We start from the raw sequence: 26483 nt of genomic DNA, 5'->3' as shown, positions 1-26483 counted from the left end.
CTGTGGCTAAGAAAGTACAAAAAAGTCAAATAGAGGAGATTGTTGAGCAACTTCTTGAAAAAGGCCGTAAGAGCGGTGTGTTGACACAATCCGAGATTTCAGATGCTCTTCATGAGCAGACGGAAATTACTGCGGAACAATTAGATGATATTTATACGACTTTGGGTAAATTGAATGTTGAGATTGTGGCAGATATTGATGCTGATGATACAGATAGTCATACAATTGAAATGGATGAAGATGAAGACGAAGTTTCTAGCGAGAAGAAAATTTCTATCGATTTAAGTGTTGATTCTGGTGTTAATATCGATGACCCTGTACGAATGTACCTAAAAGAGATTGGTCGCGTACCATTGCTTTCAGCTGACGAAGAAATCGTATTAGCTAAGCAAATCGAAGCTGGTGTACAAGAGGATGCTACATATAAAGATATTCAACTTAGCAAAAAGGCTAAGAAAAAATTGGTAGATGCTAACTTGCGATTAGTTGTAAGTATCGCGAAACGTTATGTAGGTCGCGGTATGTTGTTCTTGGATCTAATCCAAGAAGGTAACCTAGGTCTGATTAAAGCGGTAGATAAATTCGATTATACTAAAGGTTATAAATTTTCGACGTATGCTACATGGTGGATTCGTCAAGCGATTACGCGTGCTATTGCAGACCAAGCTCGTACGATTCGTATTCCTGTACATATGGTAGAAACAATTAATAAATTGATTCGTATTTCTAGACAATTGTTGCAAGACAAAGGTCGTGAGCCATTGCCAGAAGAAATTGCTGAAGGTATGGGAATTACTGTAGAGCGGGTGCGTGAAATTCAGAAAATCGCCCAAGAGCCAGTATCCTTGGAAACTCCGATTGGTGAAGAGGAAGATTCCCATTTAGGGGACTTCATCGAGGACCAAGATGCAATTGCTCCAGACGATGCAGCTAGTTATATTTTATTGCAAGAGCAGATTGAAGATGTATTTACATGCTTGACTGATCGTGAGCAACAAGTATTGATTTTACGTTTTGGGTTGAAGGATGGTAAGCCTCGCACATTGGAAGAAGTTGGTCAACATTTCAATGTAACAAGAGAACGTATTCGTCAGATTGAAGGTAAAGCGCTTACTAAATTGCGCAACCGCGGTAAACGTGATAAAATCAAAGACTTCTTATAAGATTTTGAATCTCTTAAGGGTTGTAATGCAGTGTTGTATAGCACTGTATTACAACCCTTTTGTGTTATAATAAAAAACGGTAATATCTTACAATAAAAAGCATTTTATGATAAGACTTACGTAATAGACAAGGGTTTCATGTAATAGCGATAAGTCTTATGTAATAGATATAAGTTAAACGCTTATGTAATAGATAGGAGATATAATGTTTACAGTTACTAAACGGTTAGAGGTGAGTGCATCTCATCAATTGAAACTAGATTATCCAAGTAAATGTCAAAATCTTCATGGGCATAACTGGATTATTACAGTTCATGCTCGCTCTGAAGAGTTAGATCATAATGGGATGGTCATCGACTTTACGATTATTAAAGAAAAAATTCATGGTCGATTGGACCATCGCCATATCAACGATGTACTAGGCGATATAAATCCTACTGCGGAAAATATGGCAAAATGGATCGCTGATGAATTGGGCCCAAAATGCTTTAAAGTAGAGGTTCAAGAATCTGAAGGGAACACAGCTATTTATGAACGTGATTGAGATTTTTGCCTCTATTGATGGGGAAGGTAGTCGGAAAGGTTTGCTGACTACATTTTTACGTCTCCATGATTGCAATATTCGCTGTTCCTATTGTGACACGACTTATAGCTACGGCATTGATAGTGTTTTCACAGAGATGACTGTAGCTGAGGTGGCTGATGTTATTGAAAGCTTAGGCAATCATCGCATTACTATTACTGGTGGGGAGCCTCTATTACAAGAAGCTGCTGTTGTAGAGTTAATTGATGAATTAAATCGTCGGAAGGCTTTAAAGATACAAGACAATCCATCAAGTCAAAGTGATTTAACTCGTATTAATGATGTAGATAAACGAGAGAGGCTTAATAATAGTCCTTATGATTTCAATATTGAAACAAATGGCACGATTGTACCGAGCTTTCATAGAGATAATGTGTGGTTTACCTACGATTATAAAACGCCGTCCTCTTTAGCCGAAGAGTCTATGAATATAGATATATTCAAGGTGGCTACAGAACGTGATTTGATTAAGTTTGTCGTTGGCTCTCCAGAAGATTTGGATTGTATGCGTCGCATAATTAGTAAATATCCTACAGTGGCTCAAATATATGTATCGCCTGTATGGGGACAGATTGAGGCGGCATCGATTATCGATTATATGAAAACATATAATTTGCAGAATGTACGATTCCAACTACAAATCCATAAATTTGTCTGGGATCCAGATGCAAAGGGTGTATAGTATTATTAGGCTGTGTAGTATTAGTATCTTTTCTATGGTATGATATGAGGTCTGATGAAATCTTGATATAAAGGGGTAAATATGGATACAAAAAAAATAGAATCGCTTATATATCAGTTGTTAGAAGCATTAGGTGAGGATCCTAATCGGGACGGTTTGTTAGAAACACCGAAACGGGTGGCTCAAATGATGGAAGAGGTATATGAAGGAATTCAGTATACAAATGCTGAGATTGCAGACATGTATGGTAAGACCTTCGCTGTAGATACAAATCAAATGGTAGTAGTAAAGGATATTACTTGCTTCTCTCATTGTGAACATCATATGGCATTGATGTATGATATGAGTATCAGTATTGGGTACATCCCAAAAGGTCGTGTCATAGGTTTATCTAAGATTCCCCGCATAGCTGAAATGTGCTGCAAGCGTTTACAATTGCAAGAAAAAATTGGTGAAGATATTGCGGAAGTAATTTCCTTAGCGACAGGGTCTGATGATGTTATTGTGCACATTACATCGTCTCACAGCTGCATGAGTGCACGAGGCATTAAATCTACAGATAGCCAAACGACTACACTAACTACTAAAGGCGTATTTAACGAAGATCATATGATTCACCGTTTTATGCTAATGAAATAGTCTTAGCGTTTGAGTTGCCTTGACTAAATGATAGTCTATTCGGTATAATTAATAAGCTAGAAACTAACTGAGGGCCTATAGCTCAGGGGTAGAGCAACCGGCTCATAACCGGTCGGTCCCTGGTTCGAACCCAGGTGGGCCCACCATTATGTTGATATCTACCGTCCTTGAGATTTCAAGGGCGGTTATTTTTATATGTAACTCATTTATTTTTGTAACTTAATAAAGCTTATTTTTGAATAGTATTATGTTTAGAAATAAATAAACGAGAATAAATAAGCAAATAAATAAGCAAAAAATAATCAAGAATAAATAATTAAGAATTAAGAATGAATAGTTAGTAATATATAATTAGTAATAGTAGAGGAAGTTATGGAACCTAGACCTATGATGGACCGCCTAGAAGCGGTATTCTCAATCGTACCAAAGGCTCATGCCATTGCCGATATCGGTACCGATCATGGCTATTTAGCGGTAGAGCTCATCAATCGTCAACGCGCTGAATATGTCATTGCCGGTGATGTACATAAAGGTCCGTTAGAGTCTGCAAGATCATATGTTGAGTCTTGTGGACTAGCCGATAAAGTAGATTGTCGTTTAGGCGATGGTCTTAAAGTGACAGAAAAGGGCGAGTTGAACGGCGTCATTTGTTGTGGTATGGGTGGCTTTTTAATGCGGGATATTGTAGATGCAGGCCCAGAACCATTAGAGTTTTATGTACTCCAACCACAGAATGGACAAAAAGAATTACGTCAATATATGGTTCAAAAGGGATATGTTATCGTTCTAGAAATCATCGTAGAAGATGCTGGTAAGCTCTATACAGCATTTTTAGCAATACGCAATGACTGCGTGAAAGCTTATACAGGTATGACTGAATATGTAGATATTTATCAATCGTTACCGGCAGACTCCTTGTTGTGGTCTGTAGGGGCTTTATTGGAACAAGATAGACCACCACTTTGGAGGAAATATATAGAGTATTTAATATATCAACGACAATGTGCATTAGATGATATGACAGAGAAATTAAATCATACTGATAAATATCAGGATTTAAAGCAGGAAGTTAATTTTCTTCGTAATCTTTTAGAGAATAAATAGAAAGAAGTGAGTTGTATGATAACGGTTCAACAAGTTATTACCTTGATGGAGCAATTAGCACCGCATTCGTATGCAGAGTCTTGGGATAATGTAGGTTTAATGGTGGGCGATCGGAATGTAGTTGTTACAGGTGTAGTGACTACGTTAGACGTAACAGAAGAAACCGTAGAATATGCTATTGAACAAAATTGTAATTTAATTGTTAGCCACCACCCATTAATCTTTAAAGGGTTGAAACAGATATCATGTGATACTGCTCAAGGGCGTACGATTAATAAGCTGATTCAACATAAGGTTGCCGTATATAGTGCTCATACAAATCTTGATATCGCTCCAGGCGGTCTAAATGATATATTGGCGAAGCAATTGGGACTTATTGATATTAAGGGCTTCATTAAAACTGGTGAAGAGGCGCTTTATAAGGTGACCACCTTTGTACCTGAAAGCTCGGCTGATGCGGTTCGTTTGGCGATGGGCGATGCAGGGGCAGGCCGAATTGGCAATTACGAGCATTGTAGTTTCAGTATCCATGGGGAAGGACGCTTTGTTGGTAATGAAGATTCTCATCCTGTCATTGGGGCAGCTGGCGCTTTGACAGTGGTTCCTGAGGTACAAGTGAATGCTATCGTTGATGGTACGCATTTAAGCAAAGTCGTAGCGGCTATGAAAGCTGTTCATCCATATGAAGAAGTTGCTTATGAGGTTTTGAATATAGTCGAGCCTACTAGTTCAACTCAATATCTAGGACGGGTAGGTCGCTTGCCTAATGCATTAAACTTAGATTCTTTCCGTGAGTGGGTACAAGAAGCGTTGCCTGATGCTAACATTCGTTTTGCTGGTATTGTGCCGAAAGCGATTCAATCCATTGCTCTATGCTCTGGTGCAGGTGCAGAATTTATTAAGGATGCTGCCCGGTTACATGTAGATGCCTATATTACAGGTGATGTGAAGTATCATGAGGCGCAAATGGCTAAGGAATTAGGCTTACTCGTAGTTGATGCGGGGCATTTTGGAACTGAGTCTATAGTGGCACATGGTTTACGTGACTATTTAATCTCTGCAGGGCTTACTGTTCCTGTGAAAGCTTTCACAGAACAAAATGATTTCTTCTTTGTGTAATGATGCATTTTCTTGCAACAAATTGTTAGCTATGATAAACTGAATTGAAGCAAGTATGAAAGACGGTTGCGAGTCTATAAGACTCGAGGAAAGTCCGAGCTCCATAGGGCAGGATGCCAGATAACGTCTGGCGAGGGTAACCTTAGGGAAAGTGCCATAGAAAAGGAAACCGCCACGTAAGTGGTAAGGGTGGAAAGGTGAGGTAAGAGCTCACCAGCAGTCTGGTAACAGGCTGGCTCGGTAAACCCCATCCGGAGCAAGACCGAATAGGGAAGGGTTAAGGGTGGTCCCGCCTACCTTCCGGGTTGTGTCGCTCGAGCGTGCAGGCGACTGTACGCCTAGAAAGATAATCGTCACCGCGCAAGCGGAACAGAACTCGGCTTATTGATTGCTTGCTTCTATATTTAACATATAATTGATAGTATATAAGATTGTAGATCTTTGTTAGGAGAACTTCATGGCAATTACAGCAATTACTAGTGTACAAGAATTTGATGAGAAAGTGCTTGGCGCTAAAGGTTTAGCTATTGTTGATTTTTGGGCTGGTTGGTGCGAACCATGCACTGTTATGCGCCCAGAGATTGAAGACGTAGCAGAGCGTTTAAAAGGTCAAGTAGAATTCTTTAGTGTTAATGCAGAAGATAAAAATCTTCGCGGTATTTTGTTAAAAGAAGATGTTGATGGTATTCCATCCTTAGTATTCTTCCGCGATGGCAAAATGCTCGATTCCCTTGTGGGCTATAAAAAAGCAGATATGCTTGAGTCTCTAATAAAGGAAGTTATCTGATTAATTAATAACTAGGAATTCTTAGGAAATGAATAACATGAGGCTGTATATAAGGAAAGTTAATTTCTTATATACAGCTTTTTTGTTAAAATTCATAGTTTTAAAAAATATTAAGTGATATAATAAAATAGTAGAAATATGATTGTCATCATGTTGGTTGAACTTCGTCAAACTGATAGAGGACGCTAATAAAATGATTTTTATCATAAACGTTGTAGTTTATTAAGTAATATGATTATATTGCGCAAAGTTGTTGTAAGGAGGCTATATTCCATGAAGAATCGTATAAATAGTTTGTGGACACTCTTCCAAGAACGCCGTTTGAGTCGACGAACATTTATGAAATCCTGTGTAGCACTCACTGCTATTTTAGGACTACCTCCAACGATGTTAGACACCGTTGTTAAGGCTGCCGAAACAACTGAATTACCTACAGTGATTTGGTTGCATGGTCATGAATGTACTGGTTGTAGTGAATCTTTTATCCGTTCATCCTCTCCCTTTACTTCTGATGTTATTTTAAACATGATCTCTTTAGAATATGATGATACTTTGTCGGCAGCGTCTGGTGCACCATTAGAGGAACATTTAGAAAAAATCATCAAAGAAAAAGCTGGTAAATATATCTTGGCTGTTGAAGGTGGCGTACCACTTGATGAAGATGGTGTTTATTGTACAGTAGGTGGACGTACGTTTAAAGAATCCTTATTAGAAGCAGCTAAAGGAGCTGCGGCGATTATAGAATATGGTTCTTGTGCTTCTTGGGGTGGCATACAGGCGGCAAAACCAAATCCAACAAATACAGTTTCTGTATCTTCCGTTGTATCTGGCAAGCCAATTATCAAGGTTCCTGGTTGTCCTCCAATTCCAGAGGTTATGACTGGCGTAATCATGCACTATGCATTATTTGGTCAAATTCCACCTCTTGATTCTCAAGGCCGTCCTAAACAATTTTATGGCAATCGTATTCACGACACATGCTACCGTCGTGCCTTCTTTGATTCTGGACTCTTCGTTGAAAAATTCGACGATGATGCATCCAAATCTGGTTGGTGCTTGTACAAGGTAGGTTGTCGTGGACCTCAAACATATAATTCTTGTGGTAATTTACGTTGGTGGAATGGTTTGTCTTATCCAATTCAATCCGGTCACGGCTGTATTGGTTGCTCTGAAAAGGGCTTTTGGGATAATGACGTATTCTACAAACGATTACCAGATATTCCATTAGCTAATACCATCACAACTGCGGATACAATTGGTACAGTAGCTGCTGTTGGCGCTACTGCAGCGGTTATCGTTCATGGTGCAGCAACTCTTACGCGTAATAAAATTCTTGATATGAAAGAAGAAAAACGCTTAAAAGAACAAGGCTTATGGGATGAAGAGAAACATAATAATGGAGGAGGTCACTAATGAAACGCGTAGTAGTAGATCCGATTTCCCGTATTGAAGGTCATTTACGGGTTGAAATAAAAGTTGATGAAGCGAGTGGTAAAGTAGAGGATGCATTGTCTTCTGGTACTGCTTGGCGCGGTATCGAACTTGTTGCTAAAGACCGCGATCCTCGTGACCTTTGGGCGTTCGTACAACGTATTTGTGGCGTATGTACTACAACACATGCCTTGGCTTCGTTAAGAGCTGTTGAAGATGCAATTGGTATTACAATTCCTAAAAATGCAAACTATATACGTAATATTATGCATAGTAGTCTAGATGTGCATGATCATATCGTACACTTCTATCACTTACATGCCCTTGACTGGGTTAGCCCAGTAGCTGCTCTTAGCGCTGACCCTGCTAAAACCGCACAATTACAAAATGATGTATTGGCTACGTATAATGTGAGCAGTTTAGCACCTGCTGAAACAGCATCAAAAGACTCAGCCTATCCTAAAGAGTTCCCTAAAGCCACTACAGCATACTTTACGGCAGTACAACAAAAGGTTAAGAAAATTGTTGAATCTGGTCAATTAGGTATTTTCTCTGCTCAATGGTGGGATCATCCTGATTATAATTTGTTGCCACCAGAGGTTCATTTGATGGCCGTATCCCATTACTTGAATATCCTTGATCGTCAACGTGATATTGTAATTCCTCACGTTGTGTTTGGTGGCAAAAACCCTCATCCTCATTACATCGTAGGTGGCATGCCATGTTCTATCTCGATGAATGATATGAATGCGCCTATCAATACACAACGCCTAGGCGCTGTTGAACAGTCTATTGCGCTAGCTAAAGACTTAGTAGATAATTTTTATTTACCAGATTTACTAGCTATTGGCAAAATCTATGTAGAAAAAGGTATGATCGATGGTGGTGGTCTTGCTAAGAAACGCGTTATGTCTTATGGTGATTATCCAGATGATACATACACAGGCACTTCTAATGGTGACTATCATAAGAAATGTATTGTTCGTTCCAATGGCGTTGTTGAAAACTTTGCGTTAGGCGTAGATAAAGCAACATTTATCCCATTAGAAGGTAAAGATTTTATGGATCCTCAATACCTTAGTGAAGAGGTTGATCATTCCTGGTTTACATATCCAGACGGAACAAAAACACTTCATCCTATTGAAGGTGTTACTGATCCTAAATTTACGGGTCCTAAATCTGGTACAAAAGAAAAATGGGAATTCCTTGATGAAGATAAAAAATACTCTTGGATTAAATCTCCAACTTTCAAAGGTAAAACTGCAGAGGTTGGTCCATTAGCAAAATATATTGTTGTGTATACAAAAGTAAAACAAGGCATAATCAAAGCCCCAACTTGGGCTGAATCTATGATTGTTCGTCAAATTGATACAGTATCACAAGTATTGGGTGTACCAGCTCATGTATGGATGACTACTATGGTGGGACGTACAGCATGTCGTGGCCTTGATGCACAAGTGGCAGCAAATATTAGTCAATACTTCTTTAACAAACTTGTATCTAATATCAAAAATGGTGATACTACAGTAGCAGATATGACTAAATTTGAGCCAAACACATGGGATAAAGATGCTAAAGGTGTTGGTCTTGTAGATGCGCCTCGTGGTGGTTTGGGTCATTGGATACATATTAAAGATGGACGCTCTGCAAACTATCAATGTATCGTACCATCTACATGGAATGCGTGCCCTAAAACTGCAGCTAATGAACATGGTGCCTATGAAGATTCCATGATTGATACACATGTAAAAATTGCAGATAAACCACTTGAAATTTTGAAGGTAATTCACTCCTTTGATCCATGCCTCGCATGTGCAACCCATTTATACAATAAAAAAGGCGAAAAAATTGTTTCCGTCAATACAGATGCATTGTGTAAATAAAGGGTGGTGGGCTTATGTTAATACATACTGACAAAAAGGCGTATGTCGTATTTAGTCTATGGCTGCGCATATTCCACTGGACTATGGTGCTTAGTGTAACGGCTTTATTCTGGACAGGACTATATATTGGTGATCCAGGCTTTGCTGCGATTACGGGTAACCCTGAACCAACTTTTGCTATTGATGGCTGGTTCTCTATGGAAACTATGCGGCGTATTCATTTCATTGCAGGTGTTATCTTAACATTCTCCTTTATCTTCCGTTTTGCAGGCGCTCTTTGGAACCGAGGGGATAGATTATTACCTAAATTCCGTCAAAAACGGTATTGGTACGGTCTTAAAGAAACAACATTGCACTATTTAATGATTCCTCAAAAACATGAACATCATTGGCTTCGTAATTCCTTAGCTAGAACTGCGTATATGATGGTATACATTATGTTCTTCTTTGAAATCTTAACGGGTTTTGCAATGTATTCGATGGTTAATCCTAATGGTATTCTAGGAACTTTATTTGCACCAGTGATTACATTATTTGGTGGTGAATATAAAGTCCATGTTATCCATCACTACATTGCGTGGGGATTCTTGTTCTTTACTATTGTTCACGTGTATATGGCATTTCGAGAAGACGTTATGGAGGAATCCGGCGAAGTATCTGCTATGGTTTCGGGCATGAAATATTACGCTCATGACCCAATTGATATTGAAGACCTCAATGGTAAACGTCGTCGTGGGGAACGTATTGATAAACCATCTGGTACTACATATCGTCCAAGTGATCCTAATGATCCTAGAGAAAGAGAATTACAAGAAAATGACTAATACAAGTACTGATATCATCAGTGGCTTGGAACAATACGCGGACTCAGAGGGGCCGCGGATTGATTTAAATAGCCTTTATGATGATGGAGATAATGAAATTGTCCTACTTGGAGTCGGTAATATTTTGCTTACCGATGAGGGATTAGGTGTTCATGTAGTAAAAGAATTGAAAGAATCTTTCACATTTACACCTCCGATTTCCATTATTGATGGTGGCACTATGGGGATGGAATTACTCACGTATATGCGTGGTATGAAGAAAATTCTTCTTGTAGACGCTATTAATGGTGGAGATGCTCCAGGAACTATATATGAATTTCCTCATAAGGAATTGGAACAATATTTTACGGAACATATTTCTGTACATGAAGTAGGAATGCAAGATATTTTACGCATCCGTGCTATTCAAGAAGATCCATTAGAAGATGCAGTGGTTATTGGTGTAGAACCGGAATCATTGGAAATTGGTTTTGAACCTAGCGAGCCGGTACAATGTGCCTTGCCTGAGGTTAAAAAACGTATTTTGCATGTCCTACGAGAATGGGGCGTAACAGTTGAGCCTAAAGCATAAAGTGGAAATTTCATATAATGTATAGATAGCTTATAGAATGTAAAGATAGTTTCTGTATAGGAGTATTTATGATTGAAAATTATGGTAATGTTCGCGCCGTTTTAAATGAGTTGCGTTTGGCTCTAAAGAATTTGCGTGAAAATGGTGAGACATATTCGATTTATATTGAAAAAACAGGTTTAACAGAGGAAGAACAAGTTGAAGTATTAGAAACACTTGGACGCGGTTATATTACGATTAACTTTAATGAAACTGATCAACCTGTAGAATGGTATGAATCACAATTTTCTGGAATCTGGATTGGAACTTATAAAAATGGTCGCGATGATTCCATTTTACATACAGTAGAGGTCGCTAAATATCCAGTTGTAGCTGGTGCTTATATAGAAGATATGGAACTGGCGGAGGAAGATTTACAATCTTGGATTGATGCTGCTGGATTATAGTAAAGGAGACCCTTAACGGGTCTCTTTTTCATGAAAGATAGATGAAATTAGGCGTTTTTGATAATTTTATGATAAAAATTCATATATATTTTTGATTAATAGTTGATAAAGCCAGAAATAATCATATTTATTTCTATATTAATAAAATAAATATTTTTTATAAATTACTTTATTAAGTAGTTTTACGAATAAATTTATATGAAATTAATTCGTTTAGCTTATATAAAGGATAAATGAAGTGTTTCATTGGTGTTTTACAGAGAAATAGCTTATTTACTGGCTTTATAAACATTATTAGGCCTATTGTTAACCTTTAGCATTTGCCTTAATTTACTAATTAACATAAAATATGTGAGTAAAATACTTTGGAGGATTTATGTTACTTTCTATTGTAGTGCCTGTATATAACGAAGAGGAAAATATAGCGAACTTTTATAAAGCTGTAACTGATGTTATGTCAGGTCTCACGTATGATTATGAATTAATCTTCGTGGATGATGGATCTAGTGATTCGTCAGCTATGATACTGCGTGAAATTGCATTCAATGATAAACATGTCAAAGTGTTATTGCTGGCTCGTAACTTTGGGCATCAAACGGCACTTACATGTGGACTTGATTATGCTCATGGCGATGCAGTCATTACAATGGACGGTGATATGCAGCATCCACCTGCATTGATTCCTGAACTAGTTCGGTTGTGGGAATCAGGGTATGACGTGGTGCGTACCATACGCGATTCAACTGATGACGCTAGTTGGGCTAAATCTTTCACATCTAAGTATTATTACAAACTGATGAACAAAATGGCCGATGTTCCTATTGTTGAAGGTGGGTCCGATTTCCGCCTCATGAATAGTAAAGCATTGGGCACGTTGAAACGATTCAGAGAACATGGTCGATTTTTGCGCGGTATTGTCGGCGCCTTAGGGTACAGACAAGCAGAGTTGCACTTTGTGGCACCACCTCGATTTGCAGGTGTCTCAAAGTTTAGTGTGCGTAAAATGATTCGATTTGCTCTCGATGGTGTAACTGCTTTTTCAAGGGTGCCTTTACGGGCCGCCTTGTATGTAGGAGTACTTTGTGGTGGAATGAGCTTTTTGCTCATTTTACATCTTTTGTATGTATATCTTACAGGACAAGCTTTGAATGGGTGGACAACCTTGGGCGTATCAATCTTGTTTATTGGTGGAATTCAACTCGTCGGACTGGGAATTATTGGCGAGTATGTAGGTCGTATTTTTGAAGAGGTAAAGCAACGGCCTTTGTATTGGGTTAAGTCAGCTATAAATTTTGAAGAGCATGAAGAGGCTCCGTTACTCGGACCAAGTAGTGCAGATGTTTTTATGGCACCAGAGGCTTATACTAACAAAAGCAAAGAAGACTAGCTGTATTTGTGAATGCAAATAAATAGACGGTTAGTATATTTTGAATAAATAACTTACTTTAAAAGTTTTTTGGAAAGGAAGCATATGAAGTCAAAATATAGTAAGGTTAAAATAACGGCATTAACATTAACTTTTGTGTGTGCCACAACAGCCATGGTTGGCGCAACAACATTACAATATGGTGATAAGGGCAAAAGTGTTACAGCGGTTCAACAACAACTAATTAAACACGGCTATAATGCTACAGATAAAAATGGTGTATATGGTAAGGAAACGAAGTGGGCAGTTCGTCTGTTCCAACAAGATCGTGGCCTTCCGGTGGATGGTATCGTAGGCCCTGCTACGTATAATGCATTGATGGGTGCTCCTCGTTCTACGAAGGCAGTATTGACCCAAAATGCAGCGACTAAAGCAGTAGCAACGAAATCCGCTTTTACAAACAGTAATGCGACATCCCGTCGTATCGCTGGTCATTCCATTAATGGCAAGAACGTTAAATTAAACAATATTACGAAAAATGAAACACCTAGTAGCATTCACGCAATCTTGGCAGAAGCTGACAAATACCGTGGTGTACCATATGTATTTGGCGGTACAACTCCAAGTGGATTTGACTGCTCTGGTTATGTTAAATATGTATTTGAAAAACAAGGTATTTCCTTACCGCGTTTGGCAGACGAACAGTATAACGTAGGTGTTGAAGTTTCTCGTGCGAACTTGAAAGCAGGGGATTTGGTATTCTTCGAAACCTATGAACCAGGTCCATCTCACTCCGGTATTTATATTGGCGATGGCAAGTTCATCAGCGCCACTTCCAGTCGTGGTGTTGCAGTAGCAGACCTTGATACTGGCTATTGGGGTGAACGTTACATCGGCGCAAAACGCGTTGTACGCTAATTTAATAACTAGCTATAAAAGAGGCTATACGAATCAATTTTGTTTTGTTGATTTGTATAACCTCTTTTTTTATGTTTATTATTTATGATTTAACTAGCATTGACTAAATTTGACCTTTACTTTTATTGTAAAAAATATGGCTTTAAAATTATATTTTTTACGGTTTGCTTGAATTGGTGTGAAAGTGCGTAAATTCCGCATAATCTCAATGTTTTTAATAGATTTTATATCGTTTTTGAGTTATAATGAAGAGTAAATAATTTTAGGAGGAATATACACATGAAGGGTAATGAACTGCGTCAAGCATACTTGCAGTTTTTTGAAAGTAAAGGACATTTAAAATTAGATAGTTTTTCTCTTATACCAGAAAACGATCCGTCTTTGTTATTGATCGGGGCAGGTATGGCGCCATTAAAGCCTTTCTTTACAGGTAAATTGGTACCTCCTTGTCATCGTATTACAACAAGCCAAAAATGTATGCGTACTGGTGACCTTGAAAATGTAGGCCGCACAGCTCGTCACCATACATTCTTTGAAATGCTTGGTAACTTCTCCTTCGGTGATTACTTCAAAAAAGAAGCTATTCACTGGGCATGGGAGTTCTTAACTGAAGTTATTAAACTCGATAAAAATAGACTATATGTCACTGTATATCCAGATGACCAAGAAGCGTATGATACATGGCACAATGATTGTGGCGTAGAAGAAAGTCACATTACGCGCCTCGAAGATAACTTCTGGGAAATTGGTGAAGGCCCATGTGGTCCTGACAGTGAAATCTTCTTCGACCAAGGTCCTGAACATGGTTGTGATGATCCTAATTGTGCACCAGGTTGTGACTGTGATCGCTATCTTGAAATCTGGAACTTAGTATTTACACAATTCAATAAAATGCCAGATGGGTCTTATGAACCATTACAACATAAAAACATCGATACTGGCGCCGGTCTTGAACGATTGGCTTCCGTATTACAAGGTTGTAAAACAAATTTTGAAACCGATTTGATTTTCCCAATTATTGAAGCCACTGCAAAACGGGCCGGTGTGAAATATAACGAAGATCCAAATACAGATGTTTCTTTGAAGGTTATTGCTGACCATGCTCGTGCTGTCACAGCATTGATTTCCGATGGTGTGTTACCGTCTAATGAAGGTCGTGGCTATGTATTGCGTCGTATTTTACGCCGTGCTGTACGTCATGGCCGTTTACTTGGTATTGAAGGTATCTTCTTAACACCTCTTATTGATGTAGTCGTAGACATTCTAGGACCTGGTATTAAATCCATCGCTGAGAAACAAGATTTCGTTAAACGTGTTGTACAAAACGAAGAAGAACGCTTTAACCAAACATTGGAACAAGGCCTTGAGTTGTTAAACTCTTTAATTGATACATTAGCTGCTGAAAAAGCAACTGTTGTTCCTGGTACAGAAGTATTTAAACTATATGATACATATGGATTCCCTTGGGAATTAACAGAGGAAATAGCTTCTGAACGCGGCTTTACAATCGACCATGAAGGTTTTGAAGCTGCTATGAAAGAACAACGTGAACGCGCTCGTGAGGCTCGTGTAAAAGAAGATGCGAAGGTAGCAACACCAGACATTACATTCTTGAAAGATGAAGAACTTGTTGAAGATGAAGCAGAAACTGCATCCGCCGTATTGATGCTTGGTAAAGGTTCTGAACGCTTACAAACAGCAGCTGACGGCGATGAAATTACTGTTATCGTACGCACTACTCCTTTCCATGCTGAAGGGGGCGGTCAATTAGGTGATACAGGCTTTATCGTGGGCCCAATGGGTAAGGTAGAGGTTCATAATACAAAACGTTTACCAGAAGGCACTGTATATCATATCGGTACTGTTGTAGAAGGTTCTATCTCTGAAGGTGATGATGTAACACTTGAAGTGGATACAAATCGTCGCGCAGCAATGGCCCGCAATCATACAGCAACACACTTGTTACATGCAGCATTGAAAAAGGTTCTTGGCGAGCATGTTAACCAAGCTGGTTCTCTAGTAACTCCTGATTACTTGCGTTTTGACTTCACTCATTTCTCCCCTGTAACACAAGAGGAACTTGATCAAATCGAAGCACTTGTAAACGAAGAAATTTTAAAAGCTACGGATCTAGCTATCGAAGAAATGTCAATGGACGAAGCAAAAGCGAAAGGTGCGATGGCACTCTTTGGAGATAAATATGGTGATGTAGTTCGCGTTGTAGAGGTTCCTGGCTTCTCCGTTGAATTATGTGGTGGTTCTCATGTAGGCAACACAGCTTTCATTAGTTCCTTCCGTTTAACATCTGAAGCTGGTATCGGTTCTGGTGTACGTCGTATTGAAGCGATTACAGGTCGTGCAGCTCTCGATGCAGCAAAACAAGATCGTTTGACTATTGAACGCATGGCAAGCGAGCTTAAAACTAAAGCACCTCAAATAGAAGAACGCTTACACCAAGTGTTGACAGAAGCTAAAGACACAGCAAAAGAATTAGAACAAATTCGTAAAGAGGTTTCTGCAGCTGGTGCAGCTGACATCGTTGCTGGTAAAGTTGTGATAGGTGATGTTGAATTTGTTGCCGTAGCTGTAAAGGCGTCCTCCATCGATGAATTGCGTGATTTAGCTGATATGGGCCTTGATAAATTGAATGGCTCTGGTGTGGTTCTTGTAGGCGCTGCTATGGGCGATGATAAGGTAAACTTTGTATGTAAAGTATCTAAAGATGTCGTTGCTAAAGGTGCAAAAGCAGGTAATATTGTTAAAGCAGCAGCTCAAGTAGCTGGAGGTAATGGCGGTGGCCGTCCGGATATGGCACAAGCAGGTGGCAAAGAGCCAGCTAAATTAATGGAAGCATTAAAAGCTGGTGGTGAAGCCTTAAAATCTATGTTACAATAGGCATATAAGTTTATAATTATACTTGTATCTGTTATAGAAATTTTTTATAATGCATAAAAAATTACTGACTTTGTAGCTTTAATTCAAGTATAATAGTAGGTGAGATTTCACTTGTATAGTGAAATCTGCCGATGTAATAAAAAGGAGGGATACGATGAACGTTTCAGATGAAACCATGTTATTCCGTAAAGTAGACGATGAACCGATGACAGCTGAAGAGGTGCTTACACGTGTTTATCAATCTATTCAAGAAAAAGGTTACAATCCAATAAATCAAATCTTAGGGTATCTAATCTCCGGAGATCCTGCGTACATAACAAGTTATAATAATGCGCGTTCCGATATCCGTCGTTTAGAACGTGATGACTTGATTGAAGAATTATTGAAAGAATACGCAAAGGCTAAACAACTATAATGAGAATTATGTCATTAGATGTAGGCAGCCGTACTATTGGTATTGCCTGTAGCGATGCACTGCTCATGACTGCACAAGGTATTGAAACCATTCGTAGAACATCTCTAGAAAAAGACTTTAATCGCTTACAAGAACTCATTTCTGAATATGAAGTACATGAACTTGTGGTAGGTATGCCGAAAAATATGAATGGTACAAAAGGTGAACGGGCTGAAAAGACTGAAGAATTCGTTGCAAAGATGAAGGAAGTCATCGATTTACCTGTTACATATTGGGATGAGCGGTTATCTACTGTTATGGCTGAACGTCAACTCATTGCGGCTGACGTGAGCCGTAAAAAGCGTAAATCCGTTATCGATAAAATGGCAGCGGTTGTAATTTTGCAAGGATATTTAGATCGCTTGCAGTTTAATAAATAAGTATTTTTCTTTAAGGAGGGTTTCCAATGGTTGACCAAAATTTTGAAGGTGAAGTGTATTATTTGGAATTCGAAGATGAACATGGTAATAAACAATACTTCACAGAAGATGTTATCTTGAACCATGAAGGTCAAGAGTATGCCGTTCTTGTACATGTACAAGATGAAGATGCCGACCATGAAGGTCAAGATGACACATACATGATCTTGGCTCGCATCGAAACAAATGAAGAAGGCGTAGAAGAATACGTACCTTTGGATGAAGAAGATGAAAACTTTGAAACTCTAGTAAAATTGTATGAAGACATGGATGAAGACGAATAATCGTCTTTAGCATAAAAATAGCGTATTGTCAGTAGACAATGCGCTATTTTTATTTTGTTATACCTTATCATTGTTGTACAAAGAAGTAACTCCATTCCTGTTAATGGTATAAGAAATACATAAAATTAATATGTCGCATAAAATGGAATAAGCCGAATCACTGCCCTTTTATATAGGGGAAATATAGAGTTTATGGTATAATGAATTGATATACTGTTATGTTACAGAAAGGAACTCAACAACGTGAGAAAAGCCTTAAGATATATTTTGATCCTAGTTATTATAGGTATATTAATTATTGGTGGAGGCCTTGGTGCATTGTACTTTGTACCGAATACCTTTGCTCAAGATGATGGAACACAAGTAGTCGTTATAGAAAAAGGTCAAACGGGTACTGAAATTGCAGATATGCTTTTTGAAAGGGGGCTAATTCGCTCAACTCAGGGCTTTAAGCTCTGGTTATACTTGAGTGGCACCAATGATAAGCTTCAAACTGGCCATTATCAAATACCTAATAAAGTAACTGTGCGCGAACTCATTTCTTTGTTACAAGAAGGTCATGTAGAATCTATTCGTGTTACAATTCCAGAAGGATATACAGTTGGTGATATTGCTATCGTTCTTGAAAAGAATCAAATCATGAAGGCGAAGGACTTCTTAGCTGAAGCTAAGACCTATGTACCATACCCTTATATGAAAGGCACAAAACCTGCCACATATCCTGTAGAAGGCTTCTTGTTTCCAAGTACGTATGAAATCCCCGTAGGTGCTACGCCTCGTGATGTTATTCAAATGATGGCTGACGAAATGAATCGTTACCTTACACCAGCTGTGAAGAAACAAATTCAAGCTCAACATATGAGTATTCATGACTTTGTAACCTTGGCATCTATTGTTGAACGAGAGTCTTTATTTGATGCAGATCGTCCAACTATTGCAGGGGTATTCAAAAAGCGTTTAGCACATGGTATTCCATTACAATCTGATGCGACTATTTCCTATGTACTTGGCTATGCGAAAGAAAATGTAACGATTGGGGATACACAATTGCAAAGCCCATATAATACATATGTATCTAAAGGTTTACCACCAGGTCCAATTGCAAATCCTGGTAAAAAAGCTCTAGATGCAGTTTTACATTCTGAAAATACAGATTATTTATACTTCGTAGCAGATAAAGAGGGGCATAATCACTTCTCTAAATCATACGAAGAACATTTAGCAGCGGTTAATAAAATTTATGGTGCTGACACAGTAAAAAATTCTTCTGCTAATACTGAAGTAGCTGCACAAGCTGGTCCTAACTATGACGTAGCAGTAGCGACTACAGAGCCTAATTATAATTATAGTTCTGCAGAAGCAGTGGAAGCAGATTCTCAATATGTTGATGTAGAGCCTAGTTATAAATACACACCAACTACAGTTCCAGCGGCTGAGATTCCAGATCCTGTACCAGGTTCAACACAAAATCAATCATCAACACAAGTTACGCCAGCTGCTCCATCCTATGGAAATAATACAAATACCAATACGTATGTACCAACGACGACACCTGTACCTGAATCGATGCAGAATGTGATTCCTAATGCACAACAAGTACCACAAATTCAGGTAGAATCTGCAAATCCTGCTGAACGCTCTACGTTGGTAGTTCCTAGTGGTACTAACAATAGATAATGTAGGAGATTTAATCTACTTTCATGACATTAAATGATATTTTAAATGAACAGCGTATTTACGCGATGATTAATGATGTGCCGATTTTACGAGAGTCTGAGGTTCATCTATTTGAAGAATTAATAGGTTTGTACCGGCCCACCTCTGTGTTAGAGGTGGGCACCGCCATTGGTTACTCCGCTTTGTTGATGGCTCCGCTACTCGACGAGGAAGAGGGGCATATTACATCCATTGAACTGGATGATGTGCGTCACGAAATGGCGAAATATTATATTAACCAATCCGATTATGCCGATAAAATTACATTGCTGAAAGGCGATGCGTCTCAAGTCTTAACGGAACTCACAGGCGAATATGATCTAGTGTTTTTAGATGGTCCAAAGGGGCAATATTTAAAACAACTTGAACTTATTCTGCCACATGTGAAAGAAGGGGGCGTCATTCTTGCAGATAATGTACTCTTTAGAGGTTATGTAAGGGGCGATAAGGAACCACCAAAACGGTTCAAAACTATCGTAAAACGGTTACAAGAATACTTAACATATGTTGAAAATAAAAAATTGTTTAACACTACTATTTACCCAATGGGTGATGGTATGAGTGTGAGTGTGTGGAAAGGGCACAACAAATAATGGCAGAACATTTTATGGAATTACTTTGTCCTGCAGGTAATATGGACAAGCTTAAAATGGCTATCCGCTATGGTGCGGATGCCGTATATTGCGCAGGTAAACGCTTTGGCTTGCGCGCAGGAAACTCTAATTTCTCCGACGAGGAATTAAAGGAAGCTGTAGAATTTGTACATGCACATGGTAAAAAGATTCATGTTACATGTAATATCATTCCTCACAACGAGGACTTTGAAGGTTTAGAGGACTATTTGAAATTTCTTGAAAGCATCGGTGTTGATGCTATCATCGTTGCAGACATGGGGATTTTCAGCCTTGCTAAGCGCGTAGCTCCAGGTTTAGAGCTTCATGTAAGTACACAAGCTTCTACTACGAATTGGCATACAGTTCAGATGTGGAAAGAACTTGGTGCCACACGTGTTGTAGCGGCTCGCGAAGTATCCTTAGCAGACCTTAAAGAAATGAAGGATCATGTAGATATTGAAATTGAGTCCTTCGTACATGGTTCTATGTGTATTTCTTACTCTGGTCGTTGCTTATTGTCTAACTATATGACAGGTAATCGCGATGCGAACCGTGGTCAATGTTCTCAATCTTGTCGATGGAAATATTCTCTTGTGGAATCTAATCGACCTGGTGAATATTACCCAATCGAAGAAGATGAACATGGCACGTATATCTTTAACTCTAAAGACTTGTGTTTAATTCACCGCATTCCAGATCTATATGAAGCTGGTATTGATAGCCTTAAAATCGAAGGTCGCATGAAATCCGTTCACTACTGTGCCACAGTGGCAAAAGTATATCGCACAGCGATTGATACATACCTTAAAGAAGGTAAAGATTGGTACGTTCGTCCAGAATGGATTGCAGAATTAGAAAAGATTTCCCATCGCCCTTATACAGACGGCTTTGCTGAAGGTCGTCCTGATGAAACGGCGCAAAACTATGGTAAATCTACGAATACTCAAAGTCATGACTTCATCGGTTTAGTTATGGGCTACAACGAAGAAGAAAAATACGTTGATCTTGAACAACGTAATAACTTCAAGGTGGGTGATAAGGTAGAATTCTGTCAACCAAAAGGGGAACTCGTTGAAACTGTTATCGAAAAAATGACAGATGAAGATGGTAATCCTATCGATGTAGCACCGCATGCACAAATGAAAGTACGCATTTACATGGATACACCACTTGAACCGTATTCCATGATGCGTCGTGAGTGCAAACCTAAAGAGGATGAATAGTTTATGAGTGGTGCAGCCTTAGAGCCGAGTAAATCAATTGGTGCATTTCCAGATGTACCCGATTTAACCACCTCTGGAGAAGAAGCGTATGTGTACTTTCACATTGATCCTAAGCATACGAATTTCATCAATCGCATCATTGAAGGCTATGAATATTTAGGTGTTATGACCTCTGTAGATGCGAGTGGGCGCTGCATGTTGCGTTGCACACCATCTACAAGGCCCTTGGCGCTTGAAGTATTAAGTAGCTTATCCGACTATGTCACTATAGAAGGTTAAGTATAATTTTGATTGTAAATCGTATGAGGAAATTTTATGACTATACTAGATTTACAATTACATCAAATGTATACAAATTATAGAGAAATGAGAGTATATCTATGAAACAATCTATTTTGAAACGCGCATTATTAACAGCTTGCCTTGGAGTATCGATGGCAAGTGTAGCTATGGCGGGCCCTGTAGGCCCTGTCGTTATTCCTCAAGCAGGGGATGTGGTTGTTATCAATCATGGCCCTGATATGACGTTTACAGGGAATATCAATTTTGATGTGGAAAGCCAAACTAACAACAATTTACAAATTGGCTCTACTGTGATTCCTAATGTAGTATATGGTGCGGCATTCAATAAATCTGGTGCACCAGATACCATCATCCCGGCTCAAACGTATGTATATGTAGGCACAAAAGACGGGGCGAATGCTTTCACAGAAGCTAGCGATGCAGATAAAAAAGGTGCAAGCTGGAATGTGGAAACATTAAAGAAAACTAAATCTGGCGATGTACAATTGGCGAGCCGTGGCGTTCCTGAAAAACCATTGGCTAACCAAGTGGCGACCATTAAAGATTCCATTATGCTTAGCGCTGTAGATCTCAGTACGACAGAGGTGGGCCGCAATAGCAAGGGCGTTTTATACATGACCGTTCCTAAGGAATTGAAATTGACTGCTGACACAGGTATTCCTGATGACGTGCGTGAAACGATGCCAGCCATGTTCCGCGGCAAGATGGGTGACTCCCTCATGGTAAACCTCATGCCTCTAAATGAAGAAGAGAAGCAACAATTAGCGGCAAATCCTCATAATGCAAATGCAATCGTATTTAACCGTGGTATGAATATGGCAAAAATGATCGGCTCCTCTGCGCGTACAAGCAAGGTGTATACATACATGAAGGACCATTATTTGAACCTTGTTATCGTAGCGAAAGATTACGATGATAATGGTGCTCGCGGTAGTGGCGTTATGATGGTATCTAAACAAGATAACTCTAATGACGTGCTCTTAACACTTTATAAAGGTCCAGACCTTTCCACTAGCAAATTGGAAAAAGTAATTGGCGCTATGTTGTCTACAAACTTCAAACGCTAATTTACAAATAATGTATATAAAATGGCTCGAGATTCTGATATGTTCCGCCTTCACTGGTTGTCTAGTAAAGGGGGCCATATCATTCTCGGGCCGTTTTCTTTTAAAAATAAATGTATATAGGAAAAATAAAGGTGAAGTTTATAGTATATCGCTCTAACAACAATTACAATTTATAGTTCTTATTAAATTTCCAGTTAAACTGTATTGAATTTTTTAATTCTCTATGATACTATAATCTAGTAAAAGTGATGCAAAGGACATGATTCTTTTATCCCTGTGTACCAGAGAGAGGCAGATGCTGGAAATGCCTTACACATATATTAGAGTTACCCCCTTTAAACTGATTTGTCGAACCTAAAGTAGGCAAGTACGGTCGCCACCGTTATCGGGCTTAATGAAGTGAATTAACTATACACATATATTCGTATAGGTAGTTAACTAGGGTGGAACCGCGAATGATCTTCGTCCCTTGTTTGTAGGGATAGAAGGTCTTTTTTTATTACCCAATTTCTTCAAGATATTTACTCACTATATATGTATTGTGTGGTAAGTAGGTCTATTGGGGACAGTGAAAAATCAAAGCTATCCTAGTTTATAAATTGGAGGAAAGAAAAATGGCAGATGTAAAAATCATTTTACCTGATGGTAGTGCGAAGGAATATGCTGCTGGCACTACTCTTGGGGAAGCAGTAAAACAACTATCTAACAGCTTGGCTAAAAAAGTACTAGCTGCTAACGTAAATGGCGAATTAACAGACCTTCGCGAAGAACTTGTAGATGGTTCTGAAGTAGCATTCTTAACATTCGAAGAAGATGGTGGTAAACATACTTTGCGCCACACAGCTTCTCATATCTTGGCTCAAGCAGTTAAACGCTTATGGCCTGAAGCTAAATTGGCTATCGGTCCTGCTATCGATAAAGGTTTCTACTATGATATCGATATGGAACATACTTTGACTCCTGAAGATTTGGGTAAAATCGAAAAGGAAATGAGCCGCATCGTAAAAGAAAATTTACCGATTACTAAATCCGTTATGCCTCGTCAAGAAGCTATCGAGTTCTTCAAATCTAAAAACGAAGACTACAAGGTAGAATTGATTCAAGATCTTCCTGAAGATGCTGTAATCTCCTGCTACTCTCAAGGCGATTTCATCGATCTTTGCGCAGGACCTCACGTAGCATCCACTGGTAAGGTAAAAGCTTTTAAATTACAAAGCATTGCAGGTGCATACTGGCGCGGCGATGAAAAAAATAAAATGTTACAACGTATTTACGGTACAGCATTTGAAAAGAAAGAAGAACTTGACGCATACCTTCATTTGCTTGAAGAAGCGGCTAAACGGGATCATCGTAAACTTGGTAAAGAACTTGGCTTGTTCGTTATCAAAGAAGAAGGTCCTGGCTTCCCATTCTTCTTACCAAAAGGTATGGCTCTTCGCAACGAATTAGAAAACTTCTGGCGTGAAGTTCACCATGATTTTGATTATGAAGAAATTCGTACACCTATCATTTTGAGTAAACATTTGTGGGAAACTTCTGGTCACTGGGATCATTACCGTGAAAATATGTATACTACAATCATCGACGATGAAGAATATGCAATTAAACCGATGAACTGCCCAGGTGGTATTTTGGTTTACCAAAACGAAATGCACTCCTACCGTGACTTCCCATTGCGTTATGCTGAACTTGGTTTAGTACATCGTCATGAATTGTCCGGTGCTTTACACGGCTTATTCCGTGTACGTGCGTTCACACAAGACGATGCTCATGTATTCATGTTGCCAGATCAAATGCAAACTGAGTTGATGAAAGTTATCGAATTGTTCGACCGTATCTATAGTCAATTCGGCTTGAAATATCATGTAGAACTGTCCACTAAACCTGATAATGCAATGGGTGATGACGCAATTTGGGAAGCAGCGACAGAAGCATTGCGTAATGCTATCGAAGCGAAAGGTATTCCATACGTAATCAACCCTGGCGACGGCGCATTCTACGGTCCTAAACTTGACTACCATATCGAAGACTCCTTAGGTCGTACATGGCAATGTGGTACTATTCAATTAGATATGAACTTGCCTGAACGTTTCCAAATTGAATACATTGGTGAAGATGGTCAAAAACATCGTCCTATCATGATTCACCGTGCATGCTTCGGCTCTATGGAACGTTTCATCGGTATCTTAACTGAACATTATGCAGGCGCATTCCCAACATGGATGGCTCCTGTACAAGTTAAAATCTTGCCTATTTCTGAAAAACATGTTGAATATGCTAAGGAATTGGCAAAACAAATGCACCGCGACTATGTACGCGTAGAAGTAGACGATCGCAGTGAAAAAATCGGCTATAAAATCCGCCAAGCACAAATGGCAAAAGTTCCTTACATGCTTGTTGCGGGTGATAAAGAGGTTGAAGAAGGCACAGTTAACGTTCGTAAACACGGTGGTGATGAATTAGGTTCTGTACCATTCGAAGAATTCTTTAATTCTATTAAGATTGAAATTAAAGAACGTAATTAATTATCTACTGTCTAGCTATTTATATTGATAAAAATCCCCCTCACATCTTGCACAATTATAATTAGTCTGTATAATTTATTAGTGGTGAGATTATATGAGGGGGATTTTATTATTATATTCTCTTTAATTGTTACCTGTGAGTAGCGAAAGGAAATGACTATGAAAGAAGTAAATTCATACGGTTGGAAAGCTGTTATTGGTTCATCTATAGGTTATGCCATGGATGGGTTTGATCTCTTGATTCTTGGCTTTATGCTAACCTTGATTTCAGGGGACTTAGACTTGACTACTGGTCAAGCAGGTTCACTTGTGACGTGGACCTTGGTAGGTGCCGTAATCGGTGGCTTTATCTTTGGTACCTTGTCAGATAAGTTTGGTCGTGTTCGTGTGTTGACATGGACTATTGTGTTATTTGCTGTATTTACTGGTCTATGTGCTTTTGCACAAGGGTATTGGGATCTTCTCATATATCGGACAATTGCCGGTATCGGCTTAGGCGGTGAATTTGGTATTGGTATGGCCTTAGCAGCTGAAGCATGGCCTGCACAACATCGTGCAAAGGCAACAAGCTATGTTGCCATCGGCTGGCAGTTAGGCGTATTGGCTGCAGCACTGTTAACACCCGTATTACTTCCTTATATTGGATGGCGAGGCATGTTTATGGTTGGCATTATCCCTGCCTTTGTAGCCTGGTTCTTCCGTGCGAAATTACATGAACCTGAAATCTTTGTTCAAAGTAAAGAAACTAAGGAACATTCCCATACGAATTCATTCAAGTTATTAGTTAAAGATGTAAGAACTACAAAGACCTCTATAGGTGTTGCTGTTTTAACATCTGTTCAAAACTTTGGTTACTACGGTATTATGATCTGGTTACCTAACTTCTTGAGTAAGCAATTAGGTTTTTCCCTTACAAAATCGGGCCTGTGGACTGCCGTAACTGTATGTGGCATGATGCTTGGCATTTGGTTATTTGGACGATTGGCTGATAAAATTGGTCGTAAACCAACATTTATCTTGTTCCAAGTATGTGCTGTGGCATCTATCTTGATTTACTCTCAACTATCTGATCCAACAGCTATGCTATTTGCCGGTGCTATTCTAGGAGCCTCTGTAAATGGTATGATGGGTGGCTACGGTGCCTTAATGGCAGAAGCTTATCCAACAAGTGCTCGCGCAACGGCTCAAAACGTGTTATTTAACATCGGTCGCGCCGTAGGTGGCTTTAGCCCAATGGTAGTAGGTATGATTATCTCAATGTATTCGTACCAAGTGGCAATTGCATTCTTGGCGATTATCTATGTAATCGATATATTGGCAACCGTATTCTTGATTCCGGAACTTAAAGGTAAGGAATTAGAATAAATAATTGTTTGTGAAAGCTTTACATCGAAAAGAATATAGACGTTTTATATTGAAACTCATATAAAAATCAAGAGGCTCTGTCTTAAGACAGAGCCTTTTATA

At 39.0% G+C, this 26483-nt stretch carries 25 protein-coding genes, 1 tRNA gene, 1 other RNA gene and 1 other annotated feature; all 27 genes read left to right on the top strand.

The genetic code is table 11. The annotated features are described in order from the left end of the window. The first annotated feature begins 2 nt into the window (after nucleotides 1-2). The 27 genes from rpoD (at nucleotide 3) to HMPREF1865_RS03070 (ending at nucleotide 26381) form a co-directional block, all read left to right on the top strand. Nucleotides 3-1163 carry an RNA polymerase sigma factor RpoD gene (rpoD, locus tag HMPREF1865_RS03200; protein ID WP_060919173.1) on the top strand — a complete coding sequence of 387 codons (1161 nt, stop codon included), beginning with the start codon at nucleotides 3-5 and terminating at the stop codon, nucleotides 1161-1163. A 205-nt stretch (nucleotides 1164-1368) separates the two neighbouring features. Next, nucleotides 1369-1707 (top strand): 6-carboxytetrahydropterin synthase QueD, encoded by a 339-nt coding sequence (queD, locus tag HMPREF1865_RS03195; RefSeq protein ID WP_004696395.1) that lies wholly within the window; start codon nucleotides 1369-1371, stop codon nucleotides 1705-1707. Further along, the gene (locus HMPREF1865_RS03190; RefSeq protein WP_060919172.1) at nucleotides 1694-2428 is read left to right on the top strand and encodes a radical SAM protein; all 735 of its coding nucleotides are present in this window, start codon (nucleotides 1694-1696) and stop codon (nucleotides 2426-2428) included. The genes queD and HMPREF1865_RS03190 overlap by 14 nt, the downstream gene beginning before the upstream one ends. A gap of 81 nt (nucleotides 2429-2509) precedes the next feature. Beyond that, a complete protein-coding gene (gene folE / locus HMPREF1865_RS03185) occupies nucleotides 2510-3067 on the top strand; it encodes a GTP cyclohydrolase I FolE (protein WP_004698667.1) in 558 nt (185 codons plus the stop codon). A 71-nt stretch (nucleotides 3068-3138) separates the two neighbouring features. Then, nucleotides 3139-3213, top strand: a tRNA-Ile gene (locus tag HMPREF1865_RS03180). 226 nt (nucleotides 3214-3439) lie between these two features. After that, complete coding sequence (locus HMPREF1865_RS03175) at nucleotides 3440-4171, top strand: tRNA (adenine(22)-N(1))-methyltransferase (protein ID WP_060919171.1); 732 nt, start codon at nucleotides 3440-3442, stop codon at nucleotides 4169-4171. Nucleotides 4172-4186: 15 nt separating this feature from the next. After that, nucleotides 4187-5290, top strand: a complete 1104-nt coding sequence (locus tag HMPREF1865_RS03170; protein ID WP_060919170.1) for a Nif3-like dinuclear metal center hexameric protein — start codon at nucleotides 4187-4189, stop codon at nucleotides 5288-5290. A gap of 49 nt (nucleotides 5291-5339) precedes the next feature. Further along, an RNA gene (gene rnpB / locus HMPREF1865_RS03165) (RNase P RNA component class A) lies at nucleotides 5340-5690 on the top strand. Between the two features lie 57 nt (nucleotides 5691-5747). After that, on the top strand, nucleotides 5748-6077 hold the full coding sequence (locus HMPREF1865_RS03160; RefSeq protein WP_004698670.1) for a thioredoxin family protein: 330 nt from the start codon (nucleotides 5748-5750) through the stop codon (nucleotides 6075-6077). 273 nt (nucleotides 6078-6350) lie between these two features. Next, nucleotides 6351-7490: a hydrogenase small subunit gene (locus HMPREF1865_RS03155; RefSeq protein ID WP_060919169.1), complete on the top strand. Its 1140-nt coding sequence runs from the start codon at nucleotides 6351-6353 to the stop codon at nucleotides 7488-7490. Then, nucleotides 7490-9391: a nickel-dependent hydrogenase large subunit gene (locus HMPREF1865_RS03150; protein WP_060919168.1), complete on the top strand. Its 1902-nt coding sequence runs from the start codon at nucleotides 7490-7492 to the stop codon at nucleotides 9389-9391. Before HMPREF1865_RS03155 ends, HMPREF1865_RS03150 begins: the two co-directional genes overlap by 1 nt. 14 nt (nucleotides 9392-9405) lie before the next feature. Then, nucleotides 9406-10215: a Ni/Fe-hydrogenase, b-type cytochrome subunit gene (cybH, locus tag HMPREF1865_RS03145; RefSeq protein WP_004698529.1), complete on the top strand. Its 810-nt coding sequence runs from the start codon at nucleotides 9406-9408 to the stop codon at nucleotides 10213-10215. Then, complete coding sequence (locus HMPREF1865_RS03140) at nucleotides 10208-10786, top strand: HyaD/HybD family hydrogenase maturation endopeptidase (RefSeq protein WP_060919167.1); 579 nt, start codon at nucleotides 10208-10210, stop codon at nucleotides 10784-10786. The genes cybH and HMPREF1865_RS03140 overlap by 8 nt, the downstream gene beginning before the upstream one ends. A gap of 68 nt (nucleotides 10787-10854) precedes the next feature. Beyond that, nucleotides 10855-11232: a hydrogenase expression/formation C-terminal domain-containing protein gene (locus HMPREF1865_RS03135; protein WP_060919166.1), complete on the top strand. Its 378-nt coding sequence runs from the start codon at nucleotides 10855-10857 to the stop codon at nucleotides 11230-11232. A 376-nt stretch (nucleotides 11233-11608) separates the two neighbouring features. Continuing rightward, nucleotides 11609-12619 carry a glycosyltransferase family 2 protein gene (locus HMPREF1865_RS03130; protein WP_004696372.1) on the top strand — a complete coding sequence of 337 codons (1011 nt, stop codon included), beginning with the start codon at nucleotides 11609-11611 and terminating at the stop codon, nucleotides 12617-12619. 84 nt (nucleotides 12620-12703) lie between these two features. After that, nucleotides 12704-13516, top strand: a complete 813-nt coding sequence (locus HMPREF1865_RS03125; protein WP_004696370.1) for a C40 family peptidase — start codon at nucleotides 12704-12706, stop codon at nucleotides 13514-13516. A gap of 279 nt (nucleotides 13517-13795) precedes the next feature. Beyond that, entirely contained in the window at nucleotides 13796-16411 is a 2616-nt protein-coding gene (alaS, locus tag HMPREF1865_RS03120) for an alanine--tRNA ligase (protein ID WP_060919165.1), read from the top strand. A 154-nt stretch (nucleotides 16412-16565) separates the two neighbouring features. Then, the gene (locus HMPREF1865_RS03115) at nucleotides 16566-16826 is read left to right on the top strand and encodes an IreB family regulatory phosphoprotein (protein WP_004696366.1); all 261 of its coding nucleotides are present in this window, start codon (nucleotides 16566-16568) and stop codon (nucleotides 16824-16826) included. Then, nucleotides 16826-17245 carry a Holliday junction resolvase RuvX gene (ruvX, locus tag HMPREF1865_RS03110; protein WP_004696363.1) on the top strand — a complete coding sequence of 140 codons (420 nt, stop codon included), beginning with the start codon at nucleotides 16826-16828 and terminating at the stop codon, nucleotides 17243-17245. Before HMPREF1865_RS03115 ends, ruvX begins: the two co-directional genes overlap by 1 nt. A 26-nt stretch (nucleotides 17246-17271) precedes the next feature. Then, nucleotides 17272-17568: a DUF1292 domain-containing protein gene (locus HMPREF1865_RS03105; protein WP_004696361.1), complete on the top strand. Its 297-nt coding sequence runs from the start codon at nucleotides 17272-17274 to the stop codon at nucleotides 17566-17568. Nucleotides 17569-17811: 243 nt separating this feature from the next. Next, complete coding sequence (gene mltG / locus HMPREF1865_RS03100; RefSeq protein ID WP_060919164.1) at nucleotides 17812-19245, top strand: endolytic transglycosylase MltG; 1434 nt, start codon at nucleotides 17812-17814, stop codon at nucleotides 19243-19245. Nucleotides 19246-19268: 23 nt separating this feature from the next. Continuing rightward, nucleotides 19269-19877 carry an O-methyltransferase gene (locus HMPREF1865_RS03095; protein ID WP_004696356.1) on the top strand — a complete coding sequence of 203 codons (609 nt, stop codon included), beginning with the start codon at nucleotides 19269-19271 and terminating at the stop codon, nucleotides 19875-19877. Next, complete coding sequence (locus HMPREF1865_RS03090; protein WP_038150033.1) at nucleotides 19877-21121, top strand: peptidase U32 family protein; 1245 nt, start codon at nucleotides 19877-19879, stop codon at nucleotides 21119-21121. The genes HMPREF1865_RS03095 and HMPREF1865_RS03090 overlap by 1 nt, the downstream gene beginning before the upstream one ends. A gap of 3 nt (nucleotides 21122-21124) precedes the next feature. Then, entirely contained in the window at nucleotides 21125-21400 is a 276-nt protein-coding gene (locus HMPREF1865_RS03085) for a DUF4911 domain-containing protein (protein ID WP_060919163.1), read from the top strand. 101 nt (nucleotides 21401-21501) lie between these two features. Further along, nucleotides 21502-22491, top strand: a complete 990-nt coding sequence (locus tag HMPREF1865_RS03080) for a hypothetical protein (protein ID WP_004697463.1) — start codon at nucleotides 21502-21504, stop codon at nucleotides 22489-22491. 239 nt (nucleotides 22492-22730) lie between these two features. Further along, nucleotides 22731-22964: a binding site (T-box leader), on the top strand. 141 nt (nucleotides 22965-23105) lie between these two features. After that, nucleotides 23106-25016 (top strand): threonine--tRNA ligase, encoded by a 1911-nt coding sequence (gene thrS, locus HMPREF1865_RS03075; protein WP_060919162.1) that lies wholly within the window; start codon nucleotides 23106-23108, stop codon nucleotides 25014-25016. A 159-nt stretch (nucleotides 25017-25175) separates the two neighbouring features. Next, nucleotides 25176-26381 carry an MFS transporter gene (locus HMPREF1865_RS03070; RefSeq protein ID WP_155640500.1) on the top strand — a complete coding sequence of 402 codons (1206 nt, stop codon included), beginning with the start codon at nucleotides 25176-25178 and terminating at the stop codon, nucleotides 26379-26381. Nucleotides 26382-26483: the final 102 nt, after the last annotated feature.

The sequence above is a fragment of the Veillonella parvula genome (assembly GCF_001553335.1).
GTDB classification, from domain to species: domain Bacteria; phylum Bacillota; class Negativicutes; order Veillonellales; family Veillonellaceae; genus Veillonella; species Veillonella parvula_S.
Note: the sequence above shows the minus strand (reverse complement) of the source record. Positions and strands in the feature narration are given on the sequence as shown.

Bases quoted from the DNA above. Each gene is read 5' to 3' on its own strand.
- queD (WP_004696395.1), top strand. From the start codon at position 1,369: ATGTTTACAGTTACTAAACGGTTAGAGGTGAGTGCATCTCATCAATTG.
- HMPREF1865_RS03190 (WP_060919172.1), top strand. From the start codon at position 1,694: ATGAACGTGATTGAGATTTTTGCCTCTATTGATGGGGAAGGTAGTCGG.
- folE (WP_004698667.1), top strand. From the start codon at position 2,510: ATGGATACAAAAAAAATAGAATCGCTTATATATCAGTTGTTAGAAGCA.
- HMPREF1865_RS03175 (WP_060919171.1), top strand. From the start codon at position 3,440: ATGGAACCTAGACCTATGATGGACCGCCTAGAAGCGGTATTCTCAATC.
- HMPREF1865_RS03170 (WP_060919170.1), top strand. From the start codon at position 4,187: ATGATAACGGTTCAACAAGTTATTACCTTGATGGAGCAATTAGCACCG.
- HMPREF1865_RS03160 (WP_004698670.1), top strand. From the start codon at position 5,748: ATGGCAATTACAGCAATTACTAGTGTACAAGAATTTGATGAGAAAGTG.
- HMPREF1865_RS03155 (WP_060919169.1), top strand. From the start codon at position 6,351: ATGAAGAATCGTATAAATAGTTTGTGGACACTCTTCCAAGAACGCCGT.
- HMPREF1865_RS03150 (WP_060919168.1), top strand. From the start codon at position 7,490: ATGAAACGCGTAGTAGTAGATCCGATTTCCCGTATTGAAGGTCATTTA.
- cybH (WP_004698529.1), top strand. From the start codon at position 9,406: ATGTTAATACATACTGACAAAAAGGCGTATGTCGTATTTAGTCTATGG.
- HMPREF1865_RS03140 (WP_060919167.1), top strand. From the start codon at position 10,208: ATGACTAATACAAGTACTGATATCATCAGTGGCTTGGAACAATACGCG.
- HMPREF1865_RS03135 (WP_060919166.1), top strand. From the start codon at position 10,855: ATGATTGAAAATTATGGTAATGTTCGCGCCGTTTTAAATGAGTTGCGT.
- HMPREF1865_RS03130 (WP_004696372.1), top strand. From the start codon at position 11,609: ATGTTACTTTCTATTGTAGTGCCTGTATATAACGAAGAGGAAAATATA.
- HMPREF1865_RS03125 (WP_004696370.1), top strand. From the start codon at position 12,704: ATGAAGTCAAAATATAGTAAGGTTAAAATAACGGCATTAACATTAACT.
- alaS (WP_060919165.1), top strand. From the start codon at position 13,796: ATGAAGGGTAATGAACTGCGTCAAGCATACTTGCAGTTTTTTGAAAGT.
- HMPREF1865_RS03115 (WP_004696366.1), top strand. From the start codon at position 16,566: ATGAACGTTTCAGATGAAACCATGTTATTCCGTAAAGTAGACGATGAA.
- ruvX (WP_004696363.1), top strand. From the start codon at position 16,826: ATGAGAATTATGTCATTAGATGTAGGCAGCCGTACTATTGGTATTGCC.
- HMPREF1865_RS03105 (WP_004696361.1), top strand. From the start codon at position 17,272: ATGGTTGACCAAAATTTTGAAGGTGAAGTGTATTATTTGGAATTCGAA.
- HMPREF1865_RS03095 (WP_004696356.1), top strand. From the start codon at position 19,269: ATGACATTAAATGATATTTTAAATGAACAGCGTATTTACGCGATGATT.
- HMPREF1865_RS03090 (WP_038150033.1), top strand. From the start codon at position 19,877: ATGGCAGAACATTTTATGGAATTACTTTGTCCTGCAGGTAATATGGAC.
- HMPREF1865_RS03085 (WP_060919163.1), top strand. From the start codon at position 21,125: ATGAGTGGTGCAGCCTTAGAGCCGAGTAAATCAATTGGTGCATTTCCA.
- HMPREF1865_RS03080 (WP_004697463.1), top strand. From the start codon at position 21,502: ATGAAACAATCTATTTTGAAACGCGCATTATTAACAGCTTGCCTTGGA.
- thrS (WP_060919162.1), top strand. From the start codon at position 23,106: ATGGCAGATGTAAAAATCATTTTACCTGATGGTAGTGCGAAGGAATAT.
- HMPREF1865_RS03070 (WP_155640500.1), top strand. From the start codon at position 25,176: ATGAAAGAAGTAAATTCATACGGTTGGAAAGCTGTTATTGGTTCATCT.